Source organism: Bradyrhizobium sp. LA6.1 (assembly GCF_040547805.1).
Classification (GTDB): Bacteria; Pseudomonadota; Alphaproteobacteria; order Rhizobiales; family Xanthobacteraceae; genus Bradyrhizobium; species Bradyrhizobium barranii.
The window spans coordinates 35,563-55,553 of sequence record NZ_JBEPQK010000025.1; the positions used below are offsets into that span (position 1 = coordinate 35,563).

Annotated in this window: 28 protein-coding genes and 3 pseudogenes; 12 read left to right on the forward strand and 19 right to left on the reverse strand. The window is 63.0% G+C overall.

The features are described from left to right. Nucleotides 1–271 precede the first annotated feature (271 nt). The gene (locus tag ABIB99_RS39415) at nt 272–1,360 is read right to left on the reverse strand and encodes a hypothetical protein (RefSeq protein ID WP_354121728.1); all 1,089 of its coding nucleotides are present in this window, start codon (nt 1,358–1,360) and stop codon (nt 272–274) included. Between the two features lie 140 nt (nt 1,361–1,500). Between ABIB99_RS39415 and ABIB99_RS39420 the strand changes: the two genes are divergently transcribed. After that, nucleotides 1,501–1,704, forward strand: coding sequence for a transcription factor (locus ABIB99_RS39420; RefSeq protein ID WP_247316016.1), 204 nt, complete (start codon nt 1,501–1,503; stop codon nt 1,702–1,704). Between the two features lie 289 nt (nt 1,705–1,993). On the opposite strand, the gene ABIB99_RS39425 is transcribed toward ABIB99_RS39420, so the two are convergent. Next, nucleotides 1,994–2,362 carry a DUF5615 family PIN-like protein gene (locus tag ABIB99_RS39425; protein WP_256468597.1) on the reverse strand — a complete coding sequence of 123 codons (369 nt, stop codon included), beginning with the start codon at nt 2,360–2,362 and terminating at the stop codon, nt 1,994–1,996. Beyond that, on the reverse strand, nt 2,362–2,595 hold the full coding sequence (locus ABIB99_RS39430; RefSeq protein WP_247316012.1) for a DUF433 domain-containing protein: 234 nt from the start codon (nt 2,593–2,595) through the stop codon (nt 2,362–2,364). The genes ABIB99_RS39425 and ABIB99_RS39430 overlap by 1 nt, the downstream gene beginning before the upstream one ends. A 212-nt stretch (nt 2,596–2,807) precedes the next feature. Here ABIB99_RS39430 and ABIB99_RS39435 point away from each other — a divergent pair, with 212 nt between their 5' ends. After that, the gene (locus ABIB99_RS39435) at nt 2,808–4,007 is read left to right on the forward strand and encodes an RHE_PE00001 family protein (protein ID WP_247316010.1); all 1,200 of its coding nucleotides are present in this window, start codon (nt 2,808–2,810) and stop codon (nt 4,005–4,007) included. 9 nt (nt 4,008–4,016) lie between these two features. Here the strand turns inward: ABIB99_RS39435 and ABIB99_RS39440 are convergent, their stop codons facing one another. After that, complete coding sequence (locus tag ABIB99_RS39440; protein WP_247316081.1) at nt 4,017–4,202, reverse strand: DNA -binding domain-containing protein; 186 nt, start codon at nt 4,200–4,202, stop codon at nt 4,017–4,019. Between the two features lie 157 nt (nt 4,203–4,359). Between ABIB99_RS39440 and ABIB99_RS39445 the strand changes: the two genes are divergently transcribed. Beyond that, nucleotides 4,360–4,701 (forward strand): type II toxin-antitoxin system PrlF family antitoxin, encoded by a 342-nt coding sequence (locus ABIB99_RS39445; protein ID WP_247316009.1) that lies wholly within the window; start codon nt 4,360–4,362, stop codon nt 4,699–4,701. Then, nucleotides 4,698–5,201, forward strand: coding sequence for a type II toxin-antitoxin system YhaV family toxin (locus ABIB99_RS39450; RefSeq protein WP_247316008.1), 504 nt, complete (start codon nt 4,698–4,700; stop codon nt 5,199–5,201). Before ABIB99_RS39445 ends, ABIB99_RS39450 begins: the two co-directional genes overlap by 4 nt. Before the next feature lie 407 nt (nt 5,202–5,608). Here ABIB99_RS39450 and ABIB99_RS39455 read toward each other — a convergent pair whose 3' ends face one another. The 7 genes from ABIB99_RS39455 to ABIB99_RS39485 all read right to left on the reverse strand — a co-directional run bounded on the left by ABIB99_RS39455 (nt 5,609) and on the right by ABIB99_RS39485 (nt 10,682). After that, nucleotides 5,609–5,920, reverse strand: coding sequence for a DUF736 domain-containing protein (locus tag ABIB99_RS39455; protein ID WP_247316007.1), 312 nt, complete (start codon nt 5,918–5,920; stop codon nt 5,609–5,611). A 552-nt stretch (nt 5,921–6,472) separates the two neighbouring features. Further along, nucleotides 6,473–6,769 (reverse strand): type II toxin-antitoxin system RelE/ParE family toxin, encoded by a 297-nt coding sequence (locus ABIB99_RS39460; RefSeq protein WP_247316006.1) that lies wholly within the window; start codon nt 6,767–6,769, stop codon nt 6,473–6,475. Continuing rightward, nucleotides 6,766–7,074, reverse strand: a complete 309-nt coding sequence (locus ABIB99_RS39465) for a type II toxin-antitoxin system RelB/DinJ family antitoxin (protein WP_247316005.1) — start codon at nt 7,072–7,074, stop codon at nt 6,766–6,768. Before ABIB99_RS39465 ends, ABIB99_RS39460 begins: the two co-directional genes overlap by 4 nt. A 130-nt stretch (nt 7,075–7,204) precedes the next feature. After that, the gene (locus ABIB99_RS39470; RefSeq protein WP_247316004.1) at nt 7,205–7,516 is read right to left on the reverse strand and encodes a DUF736 domain-containing protein; all 312 of its coding nucleotides are present in this window, start codon (nt 7,514–7,516) and stop codon (nt 7,205–7,207) included. 675 nt (nt 7,517–8,191) lie between these two features. Beyond that, nucleotides 8,192–9,118 carry an ArdC family protein gene (locus ABIB99_RS39475; RefSeq protein WP_354121730.1) on the reverse strand — a complete coding sequence of 309 codons (927 nt, stop codon included), beginning with the start codon at nt 9,116–9,118 and terminating at the stop codon, nt 8,192–8,194. Between the two features lie 294 nt (nt 9,119–9,412). After that, nucleotides 9,413–10,000, reverse strand: a complete 588-nt coding sequence (locus tag ABIB99_RS39480; RefSeq protein ID WP_247342843.1) for a hypothetical protein — start codon at nt 9,998–10,000, stop codon at nt 9,413–9,415. Nucleotides 10,001–10,394: 394 nt separating this feature from the next. Continuing rightward, a complete protein-coding gene (locus ABIB99_RS39485) occupies nt 10,395–10,682 on the reverse strand; it encodes a hypothetical protein (RefSeq protein WP_247342839.1) in 288 nt (95 codons plus the stop codon). On the opposite strand from ABIB99_RS39485, the pseudogene ABIB99_RS39490 reads away from it, so the two are divergent. Further along, nucleotides 10,629–11,698 (forward strand): annotated as a pseudogene (locus ABIB99_RS39490) (IS5 family transposase). The gene ABIB99_RS39485 and the pseudogene ABIB99_RS39490 sit on opposite strands and share 54 nt — an antisense overlap. After that, nucleotides 11,698–12,042, forward strand: a complete 345-nt coding sequence (locus ABIB99_RS39495; RefSeq protein ID WP_247342836.1) for a hypothetical protein — start codon at nt 11,698–11,700, stop codon at nt 12,040–12,042. Before ABIB99_RS39490 ends, ABIB99_RS39495 begins: the two are co-directional and overlap by 1 nt. Before the next feature lie 352 nt (nt 12,043–12,394). Here the strand turns inward: ABIB99_RS39495 and ABIB99_RS39500 are convergent, their stop codons facing one another. From ABIB99_RS39500 to ABIB99_RS39520, 5 genes are all read right to left on the reverse strand, one after another. Beyond that, nucleotides 12,395–13,561, reverse strand: coding sequence for a serine hydrolase domain-containing protein (locus tag ABIB99_RS39500; RefSeq protein WP_354181113.1), 1,167 nt, complete (start codon nt 13,559–13,561; stop codon nt 12,395–12,397). 226 nt (nt 13,562–13,787) lie between these two features. Next, complete coding sequence (locus ABIB99_RS39505) at nt 13,788–13,946, reverse strand: hypothetical protein (RefSeq protein ID WP_247314853.1); 159 nt, start codon at nt 13,944–13,946, stop codon at nt 13,788–13,790. Nucleotides 13,947–14,306: 360 nt separating this feature from the next. Then, nucleotides 14,307–14,525 carry a hypothetical protein gene (locus ABIB99_RS39510; RefSeq protein ID WP_247314855.1) on the reverse strand — a complete coding sequence of 73 codons (219 nt, stop codon included), beginning with the start codon at nt 14,523–14,525 and terminating at the stop codon, nt 14,307–14,309. Between the two features lie 84 nt (nt 14,526–14,609). Further along, nucleotides 14,610–14,765, reverse strand: coding sequence for a hypothetical protein (locus ABIB99_RS39515; protein ID WP_247314856.1), 156 nt, complete (start codon nt 14,763–14,765; stop codon nt 14,610–14,612). A 225-nt stretch (nt 14,766–14,990) separates the two neighbouring features. Continuing rightward, a complete protein-coding gene (locus ABIB99_RS39520) occupies nt 14,991–15,200 on the reverse strand; it encodes a response regulator (protein WP_247314857.1) in 210 nt (69 codons plus the stop codon). A gap of 305 nt (nt 15,201–15,505) precedes the next feature. On the opposite strand from ABIB99_RS39520, the gene ABIB99_RS39525 reads away from it, so the two are divergent. The 5 genes and pseudogenes from ABIB99_RS39525 to ABIB99_RS39545 all read left to right on the forward strand — a co-directional run bounded on the left by ABIB99_RS39525 (nt 15,506) and on the right by ABIB99_RS39545 (nt 18,445). After that, nucleotides 15,506–15,706 carry a hypothetical protein gene (locus ABIB99_RS39525; protein WP_247314858.1) on the forward strand — a complete coding sequence of 67 codons (201 nt, stop codon included), beginning with the start codon at nt 15,506–15,508 and terminating at the stop codon, nt 15,704–15,706. Between the two features lie 570 nt (nt 15,707–16,276). Beyond that, nucleotides 16,277–16,696 (forward strand): hypothetical protein, encoded by a 420-nt coding sequence (locus ABIB99_RS39530; RefSeq protein WP_247314859.1) that lies wholly within the window; start codon nt 16,277–16,279, stop codon nt 16,694–16,696. A gap of 17 nt (nt 16,697–16,713) precedes the next feature. Beyond that, nucleotides 16,714–16,977, forward strand: a pseudogene (locus tag ABIB99_RS39535) (efflux RND transporter permease subunit); the annotation flags it as partial. Nucleotides 16,978–17,107: 130 nt separating this feature from the next. After that, on the forward strand, nt 17,108–17,752 hold the full coding sequence (locus ABIB99_RS39540; protein ID WP_354121984.1) for a c-type cytochrome: 645 nt from the start codon (nt 17,108–17,110) through the stop codon (nt 17,750–17,752). 81 nt (nt 17,753–17,833) lie between these two features. Continuing rightward, a complete protein-coding gene (locus tag ABIB99_RS39545; protein ID WP_354121983.1) occupies nt 17,834–18,445 on the forward strand; it encodes a class I SAM-dependent methyltransferase in 612 nt (203 codons plus the stop codon). A gap of 99 nt (nt 18,446–18,544) precedes the next feature. Here ABIB99_RS39545 and ABIB99_RS39550 read toward each other — a convergent pair whose 3' ends face one another. The 3 genes and pseudogenes from ABIB99_RS39550 to ABIB99_RS39560 form a co-directional block, all read right to left on the reverse strand. Further along, the gene (locus tag ABIB99_RS39550; RefSeq protein WP_247314865.1) at nt 18,545–18,892 is read right to left on the reverse strand and encodes an ATP-binding protein; all 348 of its coding nucleotides are present in this window, start codon (nt 18,890–18,892) and stop codon (nt 18,545–18,547) included. After that, nucleotides 18,844–19,296 carry a histidine kinase dimerization/phosphoacceptor domain -containing protein gene (locus ABIB99_RS39555; protein WP_354121982.1) on the reverse strand — a complete coding sequence of 151 codons (453 nt, stop codon included), beginning with the start codon at nt 19,294–19,296 and terminating at the stop codon, nt 18,844–18,846. The genes ABIB99_RS39550 and ABIB99_RS39555 overlap by 49 nt, the downstream gene beginning before the upstream one ends. Before the next feature lie 100 nt (nt 19,297–19,396). Further along, nucleotides 19,397–19,657, reverse strand: a pseudogene (locus tag ABIB99_RS39560) (PAS domain-containing protein); the annotation flags it as partial. 87 nt (nt 19,658–19,744) lie between these two features. Between ABIB99_RS39560 and ABIB99_RS39565 the strand changes: the two are divergent. Next, entirely contained in the window at nt 19,745–19,984 is a 240-nt protein-coding gene (locus ABIB99_RS39565) for a hypothetical protein (RefSeq protein ID WP_354121981.1), read from the forward strand. Nucleotides 19,985–19,991 lie beyond the last annotated feature (7 nt).

Below are 19,991 nucleotides of genomic sequence, written 5' to 3' on the forward strand. Positions count from 1 at the left end.
TGCGCAAAGCGTGGCTACTACGCCCGATTCTGAGCGGTCGCGCAACAATTAAAGGGTAAACGAATCCTTAACCGGTCACTTCAGGTTGCCACATGCGAATGGAAAAGTTGACCGCGGTCAACTTGGGAGATTCGACGTGCCCGCCCCCTCATCCGTTTGCTCTGGCCAACTCGCGCGCGAGACCGGCCAAAGTTGACCGCGGTCAACTTTCTTGAATTGGGCCGAATCGGCCTTCATGAAGTCTACCTAAGATCGTCCATGGACGGCGCCATCAAAAGCCGTAGCTTCGATCCGCCCAGCGCAGCAGCACGCGAGCGTCGGGATCGGGCAGGCGAATGCGCTGCGCCTTCAGGCCTTGCGCAATCGCCATGCCGATGTCGGAATCAACCCAATGGCCGTGGGTCATCAGGAAGAACCAGCCGAAGGACAGGCCGACCTCACTGTCCAAGGCCTCAATCCGATCCATCAGGAGATGCACCGAAACATCCGATGACATGAGCAGCCGCTCCTTCGGGGGCTTCAGCGGCCGGGGGATGAAACCGACTTCGCGCTCGCCCCTGTGGCTATAATCTCGAACATCGAGCGCCCAATGCTCAAAGACGCGATGGGCGCGGGCGCTCGATCCCTCCCAGTCTTGAATGAAGCGCACCTCGCGCGGCACGTACTCGAACCAGTCGGGAACCGCATCGAGGAATGGCGTTTCGCGCGTTCCCTGAGGCCCGACTTCACGGATCACGCGCCGCTCGATCTCGGGCCGCTTGGCCTCCCGCTTCTCGCGCTCGACACGACTGCAGCGATCGAGGAAACTGCGGATATGGACGAATGCGCCGCCGGCGCGGTCGAGCAGGCGGTAGACTGGACCGGCGAGCCGCTCCGTCTCGGGCAGGGACTGGCTGGGCCAACTGGGATCGAGCAGATCCTCTTCGCCCCAAGGTCGATAGTCCGGATTAACGATCGGACCAGCGCGCCACTCGATTTCTCGTCCAAGTGCGATCTGGATATAATCGGCGGCCCCGGATCCGGTCGGGGCGAAGACGAAGGCGCGGGTCCCGCGCCACTCGGTGATCTGCAGATCAGTGTCTCTCAGGCGCGTCCAGAGCGCCTTGATATCCCCGCAATCTTTGACGAGTTCGGCCGTCATCCACTGCCGCAGCTCCCCGACTCGGGTGCAGTCGGGTCGAATGACCGATCGGGTGTCGCGCCAGTAATCATCGTCGACGTGGGCTAGGCTGAAATCGAAACTCGGAAAGGCCGCGGCGAGTGCGGGCATGAGATCCGCGTCGGCCGAGGCGGGATCTAGCCCTGCCAGAACGGCCTCGATTGAGGCCGCATCGGGAATGCGAAGAGGGGTGGCGCTCATAGAACGTTAACCATAATAATTTAGGCCTCCGCCGACTTCTTATGAACTTCTCCATCAGATTTGGCGAGAATCCTCGGCCTTCACGAGATGCATCCGGAATGTTGTATAAGGATACACGATACGCGCTGGAGGAGCGCCTCATGGCCTTCCATATCAAGAAGCCGGAAACCGACGCGCTGGCCCATGAGCGCGAGCAGGGCAGGCCGTCCCTGGTCGACCTAGGCGTCCAGTTTTGTCGCGATTTGAGGACAAAGGCCAATCCGCAAAACGGCAAACCTGCCGACAAGGCGTTCCGCGACAGCCTGTACGAGGAAGCAACGCCGAACTCGACGATACCGGGGTGACTCTGCTTGATGTTGGTGTCGACTTTGGCCGGAAGCTGCGTGCCCGCAGCAATGCGCGGGGGGGGGGGGGGGCCGATAAGGTACTTCGTGACGGTCTATTCGACGACGCCTGACCTCGATCGCGTCCGCGCAGACGACCGGCGCCAACCGAAAAAACGGCGGAAGGGGAGGGGGCTGGGCTGACGTGGTCGTCTCTCATCCATCCGGGGCCTGGGCGGACGGGATTTGCAGGTGCCTTGGCGCCAGAATCGCCGATTCTGCGGGTTGATTTCCGCCCCTGTCATGAAATTTACGACCCGAGCGGGAGGATACGCACCCGCGCCCGGTCGAGATCGATGGAGATCAAGGCGCCTTCGGCGAGCTCGCGCTCGGTTTGTGCGATTGCACGGAGCACGGCGCTGCCGATCGCCACTGGCGTCAGCAAATCGGCCCGAATCTGGATGACGCTCGGCTTGCGGCGCTGCGTCGCGGCAAGGATCGTCGAAAAATCGAGGTCGTTGGTCACCACTACATGATCGTGCCCGGCCGCCCATTGCATCAGCGTGCGATCAGACGCGTCCACCGCACCCACCGCCGACCAATGCACCGCTTCGAACCCCGCGTTCTGAAGGAAAGGAACCCAGCTCGGCGACAGGTTCATGTCAATCAGGAATCGCATCAGGATGCGTGCTGCAGATCGACCTCGCGCTCCTCGGCCCGCCAGGCGGCGTAGCGCAAGGCCTCAAGCACGTCCTCGCGCGCGAGATAGGGATAGTCGGCAAGCAGCGCATCGATGCTGCGGCCGGCGCCGATCTGGCCGACGATCATGCCGACGGTAACGCGCTGGCCACGTATGCAGGGTTTCCCGCCCATCACGGCAGGATCTTGCGTAATTCGCCTAAACTCGTTCATGCGTTTCACCTCGACATCGCAACGCCAGCCTATCATAGTTGGCGCCAAGCGGGCACTCGAGATGACAGAGCATCCGGGAAGAACAGGCTCCCCCGCAACAGAGGAGGAGGGACGACCTTTGGTCGACCTCAGGGGCCTGGAAACGCGATTTCCCAACACCATCGATAAGCGGTGGTTTCGATTAGGAGAGCTGGCCGGGAACAGGCCTCGCTATGACGGAAGCCAAAGCCATGTTAGCTTCCGTTGCGCCGCTTCCTGTTAAGGTTATCAAGACCTTGCTGCCCAGCTACAAAATCCCCGAACCGCTACCTTGGGCCCAGCTCGCCGGGCCGCTCGCCGTCGCCGAGGATGCGCTCGCCCGCTTCGACGAGCGGCTGGCCAAAAGCCCAATACGCGACGGCGCGATCAGCCGGATGCACTTCACTGATGCCTGCGCCAGTCTGTGGCTCGACGGCGAACTTGTCCACCTCGACGACCTCGTCCTCCACGACGCCGGCATGGACGTCCGCGCCCCGACCCACGAGCTGACCCGGGCTCATGCCGTGCTGCGCGCCCGTCGGCGCATCGCCGAGGCGAAGCCCGATTGGGTGCTGTCCGTTGCCGGGCTCGCTGGCCTCCGCGGACGGAGCGAGCGAGAGGAGGGGACGGGCAACCGGGAGGAAGATGAGGGAAGTTTTGAGGTTGACGAGGACGCGGAGCGGGAGGAGGCGGGTTTCGAAGGACCGCTTGGCGCCATCAACACCGATCCCCACCTGGCCGCCGCCTTCGCCGCGGTCGACGCCGCGAACGCCAGGGCGGAGCGCAGGCTCGCCGACGAGGCCCGGTCGCGGCCGGAGCGGGATTCCCTCGTCTACGATCCCGACTGGGACGAGGACGGCCGCCTCGACGACTGGCGCGCCGTCGTTGACGAGACCCGCACGCTGCCGCCGACCCTGGCGGCGGCGATCGCCGCGGATGCCTGGAACGCGATCCAACCGCTCGAGCACACGCCTTGGCTCGGCCGCCTGCTCGCAGCTAGCGTGTTGCGGGCCCGCGGCAAGACGCGCTGGCATCTGCCGTGCCTGCATGCCGGGCTGAAGGGCATCTCGCGTGAGCGCCGGCGGCCGCGCGACGCCGCAGCGCGGCTTGCCGTGCAGCTCGAGGCGATGACGGCCGCCGCCGAGGCCGGCCGCAAGGACCACGACCGCTGGCTGATGACCAGAAACCTGCTCGCCCGCAAACTCGCCGGCCGGCGCGCCACTTCAAAGCTGCCGGCGCTCCTCGATTACGTGCTGACCCGGCCGATCGTCTCGGCGGGCATGATCGCCGAAGAGCTCGGGATCACGCCCCGTGCGGCCCAAAACCTCGTTGCCGAGCTCGGCCTGCGCGAGGCGACCGGGCGTGGACGCTATCGGGCCTGGGGCATCCTGTAGGACGCCGAGTTAGTGCGGTGCCCCGCCACGAAGCAGATGCCGATAGCCGTGCTCCGTCATCCAGTGGGCGCGGGCGAGATGGGATCTCCAGGCGCGGCGGGCACGATCAGGCTCTTGGGCCGAATCAAGGTGCAGCACGATCCGCGCAACCTCTTTCCAGTCGGCGCCGTCGGCTTCGGCGTCGAGCAGGCGCAGTTAGGTGACCAGGTGCTCTTCGTCGTAGCCGGTCAGAACGGAGGCGGTCGGTGCATCGCGCACCGTGGCTCTTGCTGTATCTCGATCACGCCCGCTGGCGGCTTGACATACAATGCAAATGCATTACATCGAAGAGTGTGCAACCCCGGAGCCGGCCATGGCGAAAACGGCTGAAATTCTCGAAATCCCCGCCACCATCACTGAGCGTGGCCAGACGACCGTGCCCGCGGCAATCCGGAAAATGCTCGCGCTCGGCAAGCGCGATCAGGTGGTGTTTCGCGGGCTTGCGGATGGCACCGTCGTGATCGCGAAGAAGGTGGCTCAGGTCGAGGATGGCGATCCGGTGATCGGCAAGTTTCTCTCATTTCTCGCGCGCGACATGGCGAAAGAGCCGTCGCGGATTCGGCCGGTGCCGCGCTCACTCGTGTCCCGCGGCAAGGACCTGGTCAAGGGCGTTAAAGTCGATCTCGACGCGCCGCTTGCGGATGACGAGGCGTGAGCGACAAGACGCTCGAAATCAACGGCTGGACGATCTACGCGCACCCGCTGTTTCTCGACCAGCTTGAGGCGATGATCGGCGCCGTCGAAAAAGCGCGGAAGAAAGACCCGCAAGGATACAAGAAGAAGCGCGCTACAAAACTGCTCGCGGCCGTTCTCAAGGTCGCGTTCGAAGACATTCCGAGCGACCCGACGCGCGACACCTACCGCCAGGGCGGCACGCTCGGCGACGCGTACAAGCATTGGTTCCGGGCAAAATTCCTGCAGCAGTTCCGGCTGTTCTTTCGCTACCAGCAGTCCGCGGACGCGAAGGTGATAGTGTTGGCTTGGGTCAATGACGACACGACGTTGCGCGCTTATGAGAGCGCAGACGACGCCTACGCGGTGTTTCGCAGGATGCTCAATCGCGGCAATCCGCCCGACAGCTGGACCAACCTGCTCGCGGCGGCGAGCGCAGATTCGGCGAAGCAACGGCTGGCTCGCGCCGCTCCTAAGACATAGCTCTCGCTCGGCCAGCAACCGAGCGTTCGGTGGGGTTCGGGCGTCTCGGCGGATGGTAGCGGAGCAACTCGCCACCCCGGCGCGACGCAGGATCTCGTCGCGGAGCCCGGCCTGCGCAGGGCGACCAGACAGCGACGTATTGCGCGTGGGACGTTTTGTAATCGTGCCCTGGTGCGGATCAATAAAGGTCACTCTCCTCGCTTAGATTAATGTTAGTTATCGTAGTCGAACTACGACTTTGGCCTCCAGTTCAAACTGGTCGGTTCATATCCCCGTAGCAAGGCGGCGATTCACAGGGATAAGCTAAACAGGCTCCATACCCGCGCCGGCGCCCTGAGCGTGCGCACATCTGCTGGTGTCAATGCAGAAGCGGCCCCGCCTTTCGGCGAGGCCGTTGCCGCGGGCCCTCAATCCCGGTTCGGGCGGGACCAGATGAGCTGGTGACCGTCCTGGCCTTCCACCTCGATCAGGGTGGCGTAGATTGGAGCGGGGAAGCTCGGATCGTCCAGCTTGACCGAGAGGTAATCGCGCTCGGTGTCCTTGGCGGTCTTCTGCCAGGCCGCACCCAGCTCGACGTTACCGGCGAAGATGCGGAAGTGCGGTCCCTTGTCGGAGGGGGTCTCGACCCGAACCAGCTTGGCTTTGGCGTTGAGGGCGAGGGTGCGAACCGTGCCGGTGAAGCCGTTGCCGGTCGAGGTGAAGGTGCCGATCGTCGCCATTGTGGTGTCCTTTCAGTTTCCCGGGCCGCGCCCATCGCGGCCTCGATGGCTGGCGACAGACCGGAGGCGGTCGACCCGCACCCCGAAGGGGCCGGCACGCAGTAGAGGGCAGCCAGGGCGCGACTTTCTTGTTTTGCGCGAGGAATGGACGCGCAGCGGCCAGGGGAAGAAAGTCGTAACCGGCTGTTGCGGGGGTAAGAGCGAGGCGGCGCGCAGCGACGACGCCCTTCGGTCAGACATGCCAATCGAGGACGACGTGGGTGTGCCAGAAGAAACGGCCGTGGGACGCGATGGCGGACAACGCTCCCCGCGACGTTGCAACTGATCATGTATTCCAGACCAACAGTGCCCTAAGGCCGGCGCTGAAAGTCCGTGGCGAGCCTGAGTTAACACCGCGCTTGATCAACAGCAGCATTTGGGAGCCCGAGTACGGACACCAAAGGCATCCGACAAACTCTCCGGCCACCTCTTCCAGCCGAACCCGGAGCATTGACAAGAATAGCCGCAAAAAGGGATCCAGCTCCGGTCGCAGGATACTGTACGGAGCCGGCCTCAATCGTCATTGGTAAGTTCGTCGGGCCACATCTGCGCGCCATGAAGCACGCGCAAGATGCGAACGGTTTCACCGTCGACCAGGTAGGCCGCGACATAAGGCGTGCGCGGGATGACCAACTCGCGCGTGCCAGCGACACGCCCGGGCCGACCACTGTCGGGAAAGTCGAGCAGGCGCCGCGCGGCATCGGCAATCTGTTCATCAACATGAACCGCCGCACGGGGATTCTCGGCTTCGATGTAGCTAAAAAAGCCGTCGCGATCGGACAACGCGAAGCGCGACCAGACGAGTTTCACCGTTCATGCTCCGCCGCTTTTCGAAGCGCTGCGGCACGGCGTTGCGCGAAATGCGCTTCGACCTCGGAATTATCGAGATTGGGCCGGGTATCCGCCAGCGCCTGGCGCACCTTCTCGCGAAACCAGCTATCGTAAGCTTGGCTGTTGCTCACGAGCTCCAGCGGAAGCATCCCTTCGTTGGCCGTGCGTGTCAGCAGGATCCGCACAGCGTCGGATACTGTGAGACCCATGTTTTCCAGAACCGCGGTGGCCTTTTCCTTTACGTCCGCATCGATTCGGGTTTGGACAAGGGCATTCGAAGCCATAGCGACCTCCTTTGTTCGCGGCTAATGTAATGCATTTGAATGACATGCGCCAGAGGCGTCACAGCCCCGTGACCGGGGAGCACAACGGCAAAACGGCCCCGCCTTTTGGCGGGGCCGCTGTCGCGGGCCCTCAGTCCCGGCTGGGGCGGGACCAGATGAGCTGGAGGCCGTCCTGGCCTTCCACCTCGATCAGGGTGGCGTAGATCGGAGCCGGGAAACTCGGATCGTCCAACTTGACCGAGAGGTAATCGCGTTCGGTGTCCTTGGCGGTCTTCTGCCAGGCCGCGCCCAGCTCGACGTTACCGGCGAAGATGCGGAAGTGGGGTCCCTTGTCGGAGGGGTTCTCGACCCGAACCAGCTTGGCCTTGGCATTGAGGGCGAGGGTGCGAACCGTGCCGGTGAAGCCCTTGCCGGTCGAGGTGAAGGTGCCGATGGTCGCCATTGTGGTGTCCTTTTTTCAGTTTCCCGGGCCGCGCCCCTCGCGGCCTCGATGGCTGGCGACAGACCGGAGGCGGTCGACCCGCACCCCGAAGGGGCCGGCACGCAGTAGAGGGCAGCCAGGGCGCGACTTTCTTGTTTTGCGCGAGGAATGGACGCGCAGCAGTCCAGGGGAAGAAAGTCGTAACCGGCTGTTGCGGGGGGAAGAGCGAGGCGGCGCTTAAGCGACGACGCCCTACGGTCAGACATGCCAAATCGAGGACGACGTGGGCGTGCCAGAAGAAACGGCTGAGGAACACGAATTGCGATCATCAATACCTTGACCGAGGAAAGAACCCGATCACGGCTCATCGCACACATCTGGCAAACCGCCAGGCTTGCGCGTTGAGGTACGAACCGGGAAGGCGGGCGCGCTGCTCGGCCCTCAAGAGTCACACGGCCCGCAAAGTAAACCCGCAGACCACGAGCGTGATTTGCGCGGCAAAGCGACGACCCGTGCAAAGCCAGAAGTCGTACCCTCGAAGGAAGGCAAGCAAGATCGCCGTCAGGTCGCGGTATCCAGCACGAGAAACAGAGGGCGCTGGCCGTCGAGCGGCCAAGCAAGGGGCAGCAGTCTCGGCGCTGATCGCCGGATAAGTAAGGGCCGGCAAGCGCCGGCCCCAATCACGCTGTGCGCTCATCATGCCGCTTCCTCGACGTCTGCTGCCTTCGGCTGCAGGTCGTGCAAATAGGCGGCGGCGCGTTGCGCTTGCGCAGCAGCCGAGAAGATAAAGCGCTTCTCATTAGACAAGACCTCCAACCACGACTTGACGTAGCTTGCATGATCCGGCCGCGGTTCAAGTTCGGGAACGATCCCGAGATCCGCGCAGAGGAAGCAGCTCCCGAGTTCGGCTATCAGCTCTTCGCGCGCGCGTTCGCTCCGATCCTTGCCGTAACGGCTGAGATCGCGATTAACGCGGTGAGCGGGAGCGGTCCAATGCACGGTCTCATGGGCTCTGACGGCGACATAGGAACCCGTGTCGCGAAAACTTTCGATCGGCGGCATCTGAATATGATCGGACGAAGGCGCGTAAAACGCCATCGAGCCGCCGTGCCGAACGATCGCCCCGGTGTTGGCAAAAAAAGCGTCGGCGTGCGCGTTGCGCTCGATCGTTGATGCGACGGCGGGCGGACGACCGTAGTAATGCGCGGGCAAGCCATCGATTTGATCGACGCAGAAGACGGTATAAGCTTTGAGGAAGGGGATATCCCGTTCGATTTCGTCGCCGTGAGCGTCGGTCTCCGTCTTGGTGAAGCGGCTCGCATACACCACAGTGCTGCCGGTCTCACCCTTACGGACATGCGCACCAAGTTCACTGGCCTGCTTGAACGTCATCCAGATCGGCGAGCAGAAGCCGCGCGCGATGGCTTCTGACCAAAGCAGCAAGACGTTGATGCCCGTATAGGGCTGGCCGTTGTGTCGCAGCGGTCGGGTGATGCGGCCCGCCATATTCGTGGCGGTCCAGGGTTGAACCCAGGGGCGCACGCCGCGTTCGAGCTCGGCGATAATGCGGTCCGTGATGCGGGTGTACAGGTCGCTTCGCGACTTTTCTCCGTTCCTGCTCATTATAATAACCTCCGTTCGGGAGGCCGCGCCATCACGGCCCCTCACGGGGTCCGCCACCGCCGGGCCCAAAGTCCGCGCACCCGAAGGGCCGAAGCAGAGCGAAGGACGGCGAAGCCGTTGCGCGGACATCGGGTCCGGCGCAGGACCACGCACGGGGAGGGGCCGAGGATGGCGAGCAGCACGAGCGGCGATTCCCTTTGTTAAAGCAGCGACATGAAAAAGGCCGGTCTCGACGACCGGCCCGTCACGTGGCTACTGTGGAAGAGGCGCGGGGCCGAGGCCCCGCGCCGGCGGTCAGTCGAACGCCGATATCTGCGCCTTGGCCGCTTTCCGGCCGACGGTGTCGGCCGTGTTGTCGATGGGACGCTCGAAAGGCTTCCAGGTCTCGCCGACGACCTGTTCGTAGGCGGCGACGGCGCCTTCGGCGGCCATGCGAAGCGCGTGAGCCTGCGCGCCCATGTCGGCGGCGAATTCACGCTTGCGCTGTGCCTGGCTATCGAAGCCGACCGGACCATCGAGGTCCTCATCGCGGCTGTCGTTGGCGAGCTTGGCGGTCGCATCTCGCGCTTCGGTGACTGCCCGGGTGTAGAACTGGCCGGCGCCGTGGGCCGACCCGACATAAGCACCGACGATCCGTTGCAGGTGGATCTGCATGGCGCGTTCACTCAGGCCATCCCTGAGTGCGTCGGCGGTCTCGATGACGAGCCGCTTGTGCAAGTCGCGGATGCCGTCGCTGTCGAGGACCGCAAGGCCGAAGCTCTCGGAGATGCGCAGTGTCTGTGCGGAGTCGGGGCAGACGAGGCGGACCATTTCGAGGGTCGTGCCGCGGCGGAGCGGGATGACACGGGCCGAGGAGCGGGGAGAGCGGGCGGTCTTGGTCATCATGAGATCCTTTCTCGGTTTCGCCTTGGGAAGCGATCGGGCCCTTGTCCGTCGCCCCCTCGGGTGCGGTCGACCAGAACCGGCTTCAGCGAGCCGCTTCAGGGGGCGGTGGCTGCCAAGGCGAGCATGGGTGGGTTGCGGGCGAGCGGGCCTTCAGGCCTGCGAAGAACGCGGCCCCCATCGCGAGACGGCGGCCGCCGATCGCCTCGCGACTTGCCCTTGAAGCGGATCGCGGCCGGTTCAGACCGCAGCACAAACCGAGGGAGTGACGGGCAAGGGTCAGCGGCGCGCCGAAACCGTGAGAGGTTGGACCAAACCCGCTGAAACTCTCCGCCTAGACATGAAGTGTTTGCGCGCGCGCCGCTCGCGCTCCAATTGGTGGGCCCTTCGCCTCTCACCGCCACGCAGCGGAAACGCGATGACGCGTCCGAAACTGGGCGATCGCCGTCTCCTGCCGATCGAGCTTGCGCGTGAGAGCGTCGATCTCGCCGCGACGAGCCAAGGCGAGCTCCGCGACATGCTGCTGAAACAGCCGCTCATCCGCATTCGTCCAGCTCGATGCGTTACGGCCGCGCTGCCTTCGCTTCGTCCGGTCGGTGATCGTCAGCCGTTCGGCCCGTGACGCGATCTGGCGCTCGATGAGGCCGAGACGGCGCTGCGTCTCGGCTTGCGCGGCTTCCATCCGCTGCGAACGATCCGGACGATTGTGAACGAGGCGCTTTCGGCGCTGGAGCGCGAGTTTGCCGCGCTCTATTCGCCGATTGGGCGGCCGTCGATCCCGCCGGAGAAGCTGCTGCGGTCGATGCTATTGCAGGCGTTTTATTCAATCCGCTCGGAGCGGCTTCTGATGGAGCGGCTGGAATACGACCTGCTGTTCCGCTGGTTCGTCGGAATCGGCGTTGACGACGCAGCCTGGGACCATTCGGTGTTCTCGAAGAATCGCGACCGGCTGCTGGAAGGCGACATCTCGGCCAAGTTCCTCGCGGCGTTGCTGGCGCAGCCCAAGGTGAAGAAGCTTCTGTCGAGCGATCACTTCTCGGTCGATGGCACGCTGATCGAGGCCTGGGCCTCGATGAAGAGCGTCAAGCCGAAGGACGGCTCGGGCGAGCCGCCGGCGCAAGGCGGCGGGCGCAATGCCGAAGCGGACTTCCATGGCCAGAGACGCTCAAACGACACCCATGCTTCGATCACCGATCCCGATGCTAGGCTCTATCGCAAGGGTAAAGGCAAGGAGACGAAGCTGTGCTTCATCGGGCATGGGCTGATGGAGAACCGCCACAGCCTGCTGGTCGATGCCTGTCTGACGCTGGCGGACGGGCACGCCGAACGGGTGGCCGCGCTGCACATGATTGAGCCTCGTGCCGACCGACCGACAGCGATCACACTTGGCGCCGACAAAGCCTACGATGCAGAAGACTTCGTCAACGAGCTGCGCTCGATGAACGTGACGCCGCATGTTGCACAGAACACCAGCGGCCGCAGCTCTGCGATCGACGGGCGAACGACCCGACACGGCGGCTATGCCGTCAGCCAGCGCATCCGCAAGCGCATCGAGGAGGCATTCGGCTGGATCAAACGATCGCACGGCAAGAGAAGACGAGCTTCCGTGGCCGTGATCGCGTCGCATGGGCTTTTACCTTCGCTGCCGCCGCCTACAATCTGGTGCGGCTGCCGAAGCTGATAGCGGAGGCCGGCTGATGGCCAGGGTACCCGGCTTCACCAAGGCCTTTGCCGGCCGCTGGCGCATCGTCGAAATGGACAACTGGGACAGCGACTTTCTCGATCTTGTCGAAGAGGCGCATCTCACCTTCGAGGGTAAGTCCGACGGCGAAATTGCCTTCGGAGCGCTGAAGGGCTTTCTCGACGTCCGCTACGGCGCGCGAGACGGTTCGGCCTGCGCGGAGTTCTCATGGGAAGGACACGACGAGAATGACCCGGCCTGCGGTCGCGGATGGGTTATGATCGGCGCTGCGGGCAGGCTCGTCGGCCACTTCTACATACATAATGGCGACGATTCAGGCTTCGTTTGCGAACGCGGCTGAGTTCTTCAACAGCCTGCTAGTGCATCTTACAGGTCGATTTGCAGGGACTTTGCGCGAAATCGAGGAACAAACTGTCGTGCGTCCTCTTCGCACCTTTATTCGCCTCTTCAGGCCCAAACAGGAGTGCTTTTAGCGACCCAGTTCGGTACCGAGGTGGCGCGCCGGAGGACCGACGGGTTGGTTGGCGCGTAATGGCCTCATGCGACGGGAAGCACGGCGCGTCATGGATGAGTTGCGGCAGGCGATTCAGCTCCGCCTGAGAGCGAGGCCGGATCATCGAAATCATGGACGTTCAGGCCCTTCGCAGGATTATCCGTCACACTGTCGTCGAAAGGACGGGCCCGGACTTAGGTCAACTCGACGACAAACCAGCCTCGACCTCGGCGTTCAGAAGAGTGGACATAATTTTCTGTCCCACTGGCGAAGCGAGGGCGCCAGCGGACAGAACCACTACGCCATTGCACGACGGAGCGTTTGCGCCGTTCTGAACCCAGCTCTCAAACCCCATCCACGAGCTGAAGCCTGGTACGCCCCCATCTTTCGACAGGACACGTCCCGCGGCGCCGGCGATATTCGGAAAGAACCATCCAATTCCGACCGTGGGGCCCTGCGCCTGTACGCTGCAGGTGCCCGTCGTACCGCATTGGCCACGGGCCGAGCCGGTCTGCTGCTGCGTCTGCAGGATGGCGAATTCCGTTGGCGAAGGCTGCAGTTGGCCCATGTTGTAGAGCAGCCATTGAAGCATGTCCGAGGCGCTACTGACCATCGATCCGCTCCCGAACACCATCGGTGGGCACGGCAGGTAGCTCTGGTTTACGGTGAAAGCCGTCGTCCCGTCATATCCACACGCCATGCTGGGAACTTGGCTCGTATTGAACAACGCGGTGTTGCCCATGCCCAGATCCGCGCACAGCTCCGCGAGTTGCCCGTTGTACGCATTATAGACGTCGACGTAGGGGTTCTGCGGGTTGAGGCCGACGATAGCCAGGAGGGACCAGGCAAGGTTTGAATACGTGTAGCACTGGCCCGCGGGGCAGATCCAAGCCGAGTTCTGTCCGCTGTTGAACCAATCGACGAGCTCGGCGAAGGTCTGCAAGTTACTGGCCGGGCAGAATTGTCCACGCGGATCGGGAGGCAGGCCATTGTCCTGCGGAAACCCCGAAGCATAAGTGACGATGTCGGCAACCGGAATCCCGCTGATTGCTGCAGGCAGGGAAATCGAGGGCATGCAGGACCCAACCGTATTTCCATCATATGTGCCTTGAAGACCGTAAAAAATTCTGGATGTGAAAACTTTTGAAATGGATCCGATTTCGAACAGAGTATTTGGCAGGTTCGCAGCGCTCACGAAACTATGGCTTGAGTCCCAAACCTCAATCTTAGAGGGAGAGAAGAACTTTGCAGAGGGGACGCCGGAGCCGTCAAAATCCGTAAAGACGTATACTGCCATCGCCATGTAATCGCTGACAGCGGCGTCTATGATGCTTTGGATCGCCGAGCTTGGGTCCGATAAAGCCATGAGCGCCTCTCCCCATTACACGCTGGATCGCAAGCAAACTTTAGCGCCTTTCGTTTCGGTTGTCTTCATTATAATAGAACCGTATAGGTTGATTATAAATGCGTGGTGAAGAGCGTCCTAAGTCCCGTGTGGGCGCTATGTCTGGGTTTGGCCCATCTGCGACCTCGGAGACCATCCGCTCTTTGGCCGCTGATGGCGGTAAACCGGACACCAGGCGGCCAGCCGCTCAAAACAGGTCCGCCGCGATGTTCAGGCCGTATGTCATGGCGGCCATCAGCGACAGGAAAAGACCGGCTCCGCAAAAGATCAGGATGGTCTTCAGTCCGTCGGCGTCGACGTCCGCGCCAATGGAATGCGATAGCACTTTCGCCAGTGCGGCCATCATCGGTCTCCTCCTCCAGACAATGCAGCGATGAAGAACAATAGCCTGCGGCGGCGGGATGAAGCCGGACCAGGCGGAGATTTCGCTGCTGCCCGCGCCCGATCTCGTGGAGGAGCGTCGGAAGTCGTTCGAGCCCGTCGCGCTAGGATCCCTCAGCGTCCTGACGGATCGGGTCTCCGGCAACATCGGAATCCCCTAGGACGCGCTGACGCCGATCCTGCAGATGCTGGTCGCCGGTCGGCTCAAGTTCGTGCTGATGCGCGGGTCCCGGTTTCGCCACCGCAGCGTCAGGCTGAACAGCCTCCGGCTCGAGACGAAGCTCACCGAGGACGACGTGTAGACTTGGCCGGGCGGGTGGACCAGTCAGGCCTCGCCCGGTCCGGAGAAGATCGACGCCGGCGGCGTCGTGCGCGGCACCGGCAGCGGGCGCTCGACCGCTCTCGCTGGCCGTACGGCGCTACCGCCCTTCAGGTCGTATTGCTCCGCCAGCTTCTGCAAACGCCTTCTGGTGAAGGGATCGGCCTTCTCGGCCAGGTCGCGCACGCGCTGCGCCAGACCTCTGTAGAACTCCTTCCGCTCCATGACGCACTCCTACGAAATCACTGCTCGCAGGAGTTGACTATATCCGCGGCCGGGGAGTCAAGACGCGGCACTCCCGGCAGTCATTCAGAAGAGAGCGGCTCCGAGCTCGAGGCCGAAGGTCATGACCGCCGCCAGGGACAGCAGCAGACCCGCGCCGCAGAAGATCGCGACGGTCGTGAATTGCTCGATGTCCACATCCGTGCCGGTCGCGCTCGCCAGCGCCTTGGCCGCCCAATCCATGCTTCGATCTCCTCGAAGAAAACGGTGACGACGGCAAGGGTAGCGGATGTTCGCGCCAGCGCGTGTGAAGCTCTCACGCGCCAGCCGAATGTGGATCGGTCCCCGGGCTGGGATTAGTCCCAGTCGTGGTGCGGCGACGGCTGAGCGCGGTATGTCCGCGAGGGAGATCTAATTGACGATCCACGCCGCTCGGCGGCTCTCCGTACTGCTATGGCCGAAGCCGCTTCACTTCGGAGGCTTGAGCTCGCCGGCGAGCCAGCCGACCGCGTCCGTCTGCATCGGATCCACGACGATCGAGATCTTTTCGGTCCGCTCGCAGGTCGAGCACTCGAACGTGCGCTCTTCGAAGCCATGTGCGCCAGGCGAGATGCGCGCCAGCGCCATCCGGTGCTTGCATACCGGACACATCGGCCGATCGGTGCTCGATGCGATCATCCCTGTGATCCCCGGCGCGGATCATACGACGTCCGGAGCCGGAGTCTGCAATATTCGTGAGCGGAGCTTTTCCCGTAGCGAGGAACGACGCCGGTCCGGTGCCGTTGCTTCGTCAGGCCGCGCGCAAATGCGTGGCCTGCGCGGCTCCGCCCTCAAGCCCCCCCAGTCCCCAAAGGCGGGGCCACGCTCATCCTGCATCGCGGGAAGTCCGGTTTCGGGCGAGTTTTTCTTGCAGCATTTAACTTGTTTGAATCCCGGCAGCGGACGAGTGATGCATCATGCGGCCACCGCAGGGGGAGATCTCCATGTTCGACGCCGAAACGACAGCGCGCTTGCGCGCCGTCCTCGATGAGGTCTGCGAAACCGTGTCCCGCTATGAAACCGGCACCAGGACACACGTGGCCTCGAAGCTCCTGGAATGCGCCATCAGGGGCGAGACCTCGGTGGTCAATCTCAAGCAGGTCGGGCGGAGAGCCTTGAGCGAAGCGCCCACCATGTGGCGATAGGCCGGCTGGCTCCGCAAAAGACTTCCTCGGACGATGGCCACCGCGGCCTAGGAGCGCATCATGGCGTAGTCGTCTTCACGTGCTGCGCCTCCGCCACGCCTCGACCAGGCAGATCCCGAGGACGAGGAGCAGGATCACTGCCCATCTGAACTCACCGCCGATCTCGGCCGAACGTCTACGCATGCTGCCCAACGCGTTCGCCGCGCAGCGGCTCCTGTTTACGGGACGAAATTTATTCCCTCAATCCGGCTCGTCGCCCGTCCTTGTCGCCGCACTCGCGGCGATCAGTATCGCCTTCGCTGCTTCCCCGACCGAAGCCTGGCCGCGTCCGGCAGTTCCTACAAAGGAGCGCGTTTGAGGCTGCGACGGCCCCTTCGGCCGATGATGCAACCTGGAATCGCCGAGGAGCAGCTCGAGTGTGCGACCCACATCCGATGGAACGGCCGCCGCCCGGACCGATTGATTTGTACGGAAGGGCCGCTCTCAAGGAGCGGTCATCCGTTCGGCACGATTTGAGCGCGCTGTGACTCCGGTGGACATCGCTGGCGGCAACGTCAAGGAGGAATAGCCATGAGCGACCAAGTGCGGCAGGCCATTCATCGGACGGCGCGGATGCTCGCCCTGTACCTCGTGCTCGGCGGATCCGGCCTGGGACTCCAAAACCAGGCGCTCGCAGGCTCCCGCTTCGACGGGACTTGGAATCTGGTCTTCGTCACCCAGCGCGGCGCTTGCGACTCGACCTACAATTTTACGGTCAATGTCGTGAATGGCAACGTCAGCCACCCGAACATCCTGACCTTCAGAGGCCGTGTGACGCCGTCCGGGGCCGTTCGCGCCTCGGTCAGAGTCGGACAGAAGTACGCATCGGGATCGGGCAGGCTGTCCGGAGCGTCGGGCAGAGGCATCTGGATGCGGTCGCGCGGACGGGTCGCGCTGTGCAGGCACTTGGACCGCGCAGAGGAATTGATCCGACGCTCCGGACAGCCTTGAGCTCGACTAATGTTCGTGGAATGACGGTGGTCGCCATCGTGGCCGGCCTGCTGCCGATCATGTGGAGCACCGGCACCGGATCCGAGATCATGCAGCGCATCGCGGTGCCGATGATCGGCGGCATGACCTCCTCGACGCTGCTGACGCTGATCGTGATCCCAGCGATCTTCGGGCTGATCAAGGGCGTCGGTCTGCCGCCCGAGTCGCCCGCGGAAGTTGTGCCTCTGCCGCCGATCAGGTCCACACGGCGTCGGGAGCCGATTCCCGAGCGAGCCGAATGAGGTGAACCATGATGAACGACATGACGTCAGGAATGATGGGAGGAATGGGGCTCACGTTCGCCCTGGTCGTCATCGTTCTGGTCTTGGCGGCTGCGGCGCTGATCAAATATCTCTCCAAGGGAGATTGAGGATGCGTCGTCCCGTTCTTGCAGCATTGGCTGCCACCCTGATGTGCTCACCTGTTCTCGCGGAGCAGGATGCGGCCGCGCGAGGCGAACGGGATTTCCGGGCCTGTATGCCCTGTCACTCCCTCGAGCCGGATCGGAACATGACCGGCCCCAGCCTCGCAGGCGTGTGGGGCCGCAAGGCGGGTAGCCTGCAAAGCTTGGAGCGCTACTCCGACGCGCTCAAGTCGTCCGGAATCATTTGGGACGACCGCTCCCTTGACGCCTGGCTGACTGCCCCGGATCGCATGGTGCCGGGCAACGAAATGCCTTTCAATGGCATCAAGGATGGCCGCGCCCGTGCCGATCTGCTCGCGTTCCTTAAGGAAGCCACGAAACCCGGCGGCCCGGCCCAGCGGAATGCCCAGGCTCCGATGGGCAGTATGGGAGGCATGATGGGCGGAATGATGGGTGGGGGCGGCCGCGATCCCAACTTGAAAAGTCTCGATCCGAACATGCAGGTTAAGGCGATCACCTACTGCCACGACACCTATCGCGTCACCACCGCGGACGGCAAAACGCGCGCATTCTGGGAACGCAATCTTCGCATGAAGACGGATTCCGGCAAAGATAGCCCGCAAAGCGGCGCGCCTGCGCTCGTGCGGGAATGATGGGCGACCGCGCCGATGTGATTTTTGCCGCGCCCGCCGAGATCAGCAAGACAATCGAACCGCACTGCTAGGAGATTCCCAATGGGCTTCTACAACGACGTCATTTTGCCGCGGCTCTGCGATCTTGCGATGCGGAACAAGGATCTACTGCCCTACCGCGAGCGGGCGATCCGTGCGGCACGGGGCCGGGTGCTCGAGATCGGCATCGGATCTGGCCGCAATCTCCCCTTCTACGGGCCGGCCGTGAAGCAAGTCGTGGGGCTCGAACCCGGTCCGAAGCTCCTCGAGATGGCGCGCCACGCCCGACAGCCGGATATTCCCGTCGAATTCGTCGAAGCTTCGGCCGAGGCGATTCCGATAGAGGACCGCAGCATGGATACCGTTGTGACGACCTGGACTATGTGCAGCATCCCGGATATCGACCGCGCTCTCGCGGAGGCCCGCCGGGTGCTGACGCCGGGCGGCAAGTTGGTCTTCGTCGAGCACGGCCGCGCGCCCGAACCGCGCGTGCGGTGGTGGCAAGATCGCCTGACGCCCGCATGGAGGCGCATCTCAGGCGGTTGTCATCTCAATCGAGACATTGCTGACGTGCTTCGCAGAAACGGCTTTGATATCGAAGTGATGCACACCGGTTACATGAATGGACTGAAACCTATGACCTTCATGTATGAGGGCCAGGCGAGCCCTCGTTGATGCCGCCATCGATTCGGGCAAATGGCGTCCCCAAGCCCGCCGAACTTTCAGTTGTTCTCGCTGGCGGACGATCCCGACGGACTCTGGGTCGCGCCAACATTAGGAAGGATTTCGCGCCACGAGCTTTCGATCGACATTCATCGTCACCCGAACGCCCCGGCCGGGCGCGGACTCGACATTGAAGTCCGTTTTCGCATTTTCCTTCAACGTTTGAACAATAAGTGCGCCGATCTTTCCCGGAACCGGCCAGCAAATGCCTTCCGGCAATCCAACTCCATCGTCCGCGACGAAGACGCGATACCGGTTGTCGCTCCGGCGCAGACATTCGATCGTGATCACGCCCTGTTCGCGACCATCGAATGCACGTTTGAAGGAGTTGGTCAGGATTTCATTTACAACTAGTCCGACCGACAGCGCGGTGTTGACGGAGACAGGCGCATATTCCATTTTCTGCTCGAGCCTAATTCCTCGACGGCGCAGGTGTTCATGACCGCGGCGGCGATCTGGCTCAAGTAGTGGCCGAGGTCGATCTCATCGCCGGCGCCGTCGTTCGAAAGCGTCTGGTAAAGCAGATGCAAGGACTCGATGCGACCGGCAAGCGTCTGCAGGTTGACCTTTTCGCCCCGTCTTTCGTTGCGGGCCTCGAGCCGCATCAGCGCGACGATCAGTTGAAGATTGTTCTTCACGCGGTGCTGCAGTTCCCGGAGCAGGATATCCTTGTCGCGAATCTGCCGTGCGTACTCCTCCCGTTCCGCGCGCGCCCTGTCGGTTATGTCGATCAGCGCGGCGATGCGATAATTTCTCGGTCCCGTCCTCGTTTTGAATGAGACCGGAGAACGCTTCGACGACAAGCGCCCTTGGGTGCTCCGCCCGGAAGGTGCCGAGAAACTCTTCTTCGCTTTTCAGCACGGACAGATCCAGCGTGACGTTTGAATCGTTTTCGTCCCTGAACCCAGCCAGAATCGACCAGCCCTTGCCGCGGCAATCGTTCACGTCCTGGCCGATTAGAGTTTCAAATGCTTTGTTCGCGTAACAGATGCGCTGATCGCCGCGAAAGAACTTCGACACCACGATGGCAATGGGGATGCAATCGAGGAACTGCTTGAACTCTTCCGTCTCGAGCGCCCTCGAGAGTTCCGCCGAGTCGAAGAGATCGTTGATCTGCTGCGCCGTGGTTTCCGATGGCTCTGGATCGGGTTGCTCGGATGACATGATCGGTCCCTTTCTTCAGCCCCATGGCGCTGCTGAGGCGGCGGCACTATGGCCAGCATCTTTACCGGCGCCGGTGGGAAACGGCCAATGATGGCACAGGTGAGGGACCGGCGTCGCCTGCGTAATCGGGAACGGAAAGTCATCCCCTCGACGACCGGAATGACCGAACGACTCATGCACGAAAGCAACAATGGCGACGTTTGGGCGCGCGCGTGCGATCTGGCCTCGAAGCCGTCCGACGTGAAACACCAGGCCGTTAGCGAGCGGTCCGCCGCGAACGGAGCCGAGGAGCAGGGCTCGTATACCATTGCCGCTCGGTCGCACTGAGTGGCCG

Excerpts from the sequence above, each read along its gene's own strand:
- ABIB99_RS39415 (WP_354121728.1), bottom strand. The coding sequence starts at position 1,360 with ATGAGCGCCACCCCTCTTCGCATTCCCGATGCGGCCTCAATCGAGGCC.
- ABIB99_RS39420 (WP_247316016.1), top strand. The coding sequence starts at position 1,501 with ATGGCCTTCCATATCAAGAAGCCGGAAACCGACGCGCTGGCCCATGAG.
- ABIB99_RS39425 (WP_256468597.1), bottom strand. The coding sequence starts at position 2,362 with ATGCGATTCCTGATTGACATGAACCTGTCGCCGAGCTGGGTTCCTTTC.
- ABIB99_RS39430 (WP_247316012.1), bottom strand. The coding sequence starts at position 2,595 with ATGAACGAGTTTAGGCGAATTACGCAAGATCCTGCCGTGATGGGCGGG.
- ABIB99_RS39435 (WP_247316010.1), top strand. The coding sequence starts at position 2,808 with ATGACGGAAGCCAAAGCCATGTTAGCTTCCGTTGCGCCGCTTCCTGTT.
- ABIB99_RS39445 (WP_247316009.1), top strand. The coding sequence starts at position 4,360 with ATGGCGAAAACGGCTGAAATTCTCGAAATCCCCGCCACCATCACTGAG.
- ABIB99_RS39455 (WP_247316007.1), bottom strand. The coding sequence starts at position 5,920 with ATGGCGACGATCGGCACCTTCACCTCGACCGGCAACGGCTTCACCGGC.
- ABIB99_RS39465 (WP_247316005.1), bottom strand. The coding sequence starts at position 7,074 with ATGGCTTCGAATGCCCTTGTCCAAACCCGAATCGATGCGGACGTAAAG.
- ABIB99_RS39470 (WP_247316004.1), bottom strand. The coding sequence starts at position 7,516 with ATGGCGACCATCGGCACCTTCACCTCGACCGGCAAGGGCTTCACCGGC.
- ABIB99_RS39475 (WP_354121730.1), bottom strand. The coding sequence starts at position 9,118 with ATGAGCAGGAACGGAGAAAAGTCGCGAAGCGACCTGTACACCCGCATC.
- ABIB99_RS39480 (WP_247342843.1), bottom strand. The coding sequence starts at position 10,000 with ATGACCAAGACCGCCCGCTCTCCCCGCTCCTCGGCCCGTGTCATCCCG.
- ABIB99_RS39485 (WP_247342839.1), bottom strand. The coding sequence starts at position 10,682 with ATGGAAGCCGCGCAAGCCGAGACGCAGCGCCGTCTCGGCCTCATCGAG.
- ABIB99_RS39495 (WP_247342836.1), top strand. The coding sequence starts at position 11,698 with ATGGCCAGGGTACCCGGCTTCACCAAGGCCTTTGCCGGCCGCTGGCGC.
- ABIB99_RS39500 (WP_354181113.1), bottom strand. The coding sequence starts at position 13,561 with ATGGCTTTATCGGACCCAAGCTCGGCGATCCAAAGCATCATAGACGCC.
- ABIB99_RS39505 (WP_247314853.1), bottom strand. The coding sequence starts at position 13,946 with ATGATGGCCGCACTGGCGAAAGTGCTATCGCATTCCATTGGCGCGGAC.
- ABIB99_RS39510 (WP_247314855.1), bottom strand. The coding sequence starts at position 14,525 with ATGGAGCGGAAGGAGTTCTACAGAGGTCTGGCGCAGCGCGTGCGCGAC.
- ABIB99_RS39515 (WP_247314856.1), bottom strand. The coding sequence starts at position 14,765 with ATGGATTGGGCGGCCAAGGCGCTGGCGAGCGCGACCGGCACGGATGTG.
- ABIB99_RS39520 (WP_247314857.1), bottom strand. The coding sequence starts at position 15,200 with ATGATCGCATCGAGCACCGATCGGCCGATGTGTCCGGTATGCAAGCAC.
- ABIB99_RS39525 (WP_247314858.1), top strand. The coding sequence starts at position 15,506 with ATGTTCGACGCCGAAACGACAGCGCGCTTGCGCGCCGTCCTCGATGAG.
- ABIB99_RS39530 (WP_247314859.1), top strand. The coding sequence starts at position 16,277 with ATGAGCGACCAAGTGCGGCAGGCCATTCATCGGACGGCGCGGATGCTC.
- ABIB99_RS39540 (WP_354121984.1), top strand. The coding sequence starts at position 17,108 with ATGCGTCGTCCCGTTCTTGCAGCATTGGCTGCCACCCTGATGTGCTCA.
- ABIB99_RS39545 (WP_354121983.1), top strand. The coding sequence starts at position 17,834 with ATGGGCTTCTACAACGACGTCATTTTGCCGCGGCTCTGCGATCTTGCG.
- ABIB99_RS39550 (WP_247314865.1), bottom strand. The coding sequence starts at position 18,892 with ATGGAATATGCGCCTGTCTCCGTCAACACCGCGCTGTCGGTCGGACTA.
- ABIB99_RS39565 (WP_354121981.1), top strand. The coding sequence starts at position 19,745 with ATGATGGCACAGGTGAGGGACCGGCGTCGCCTGCGTAATCGGGAACGG.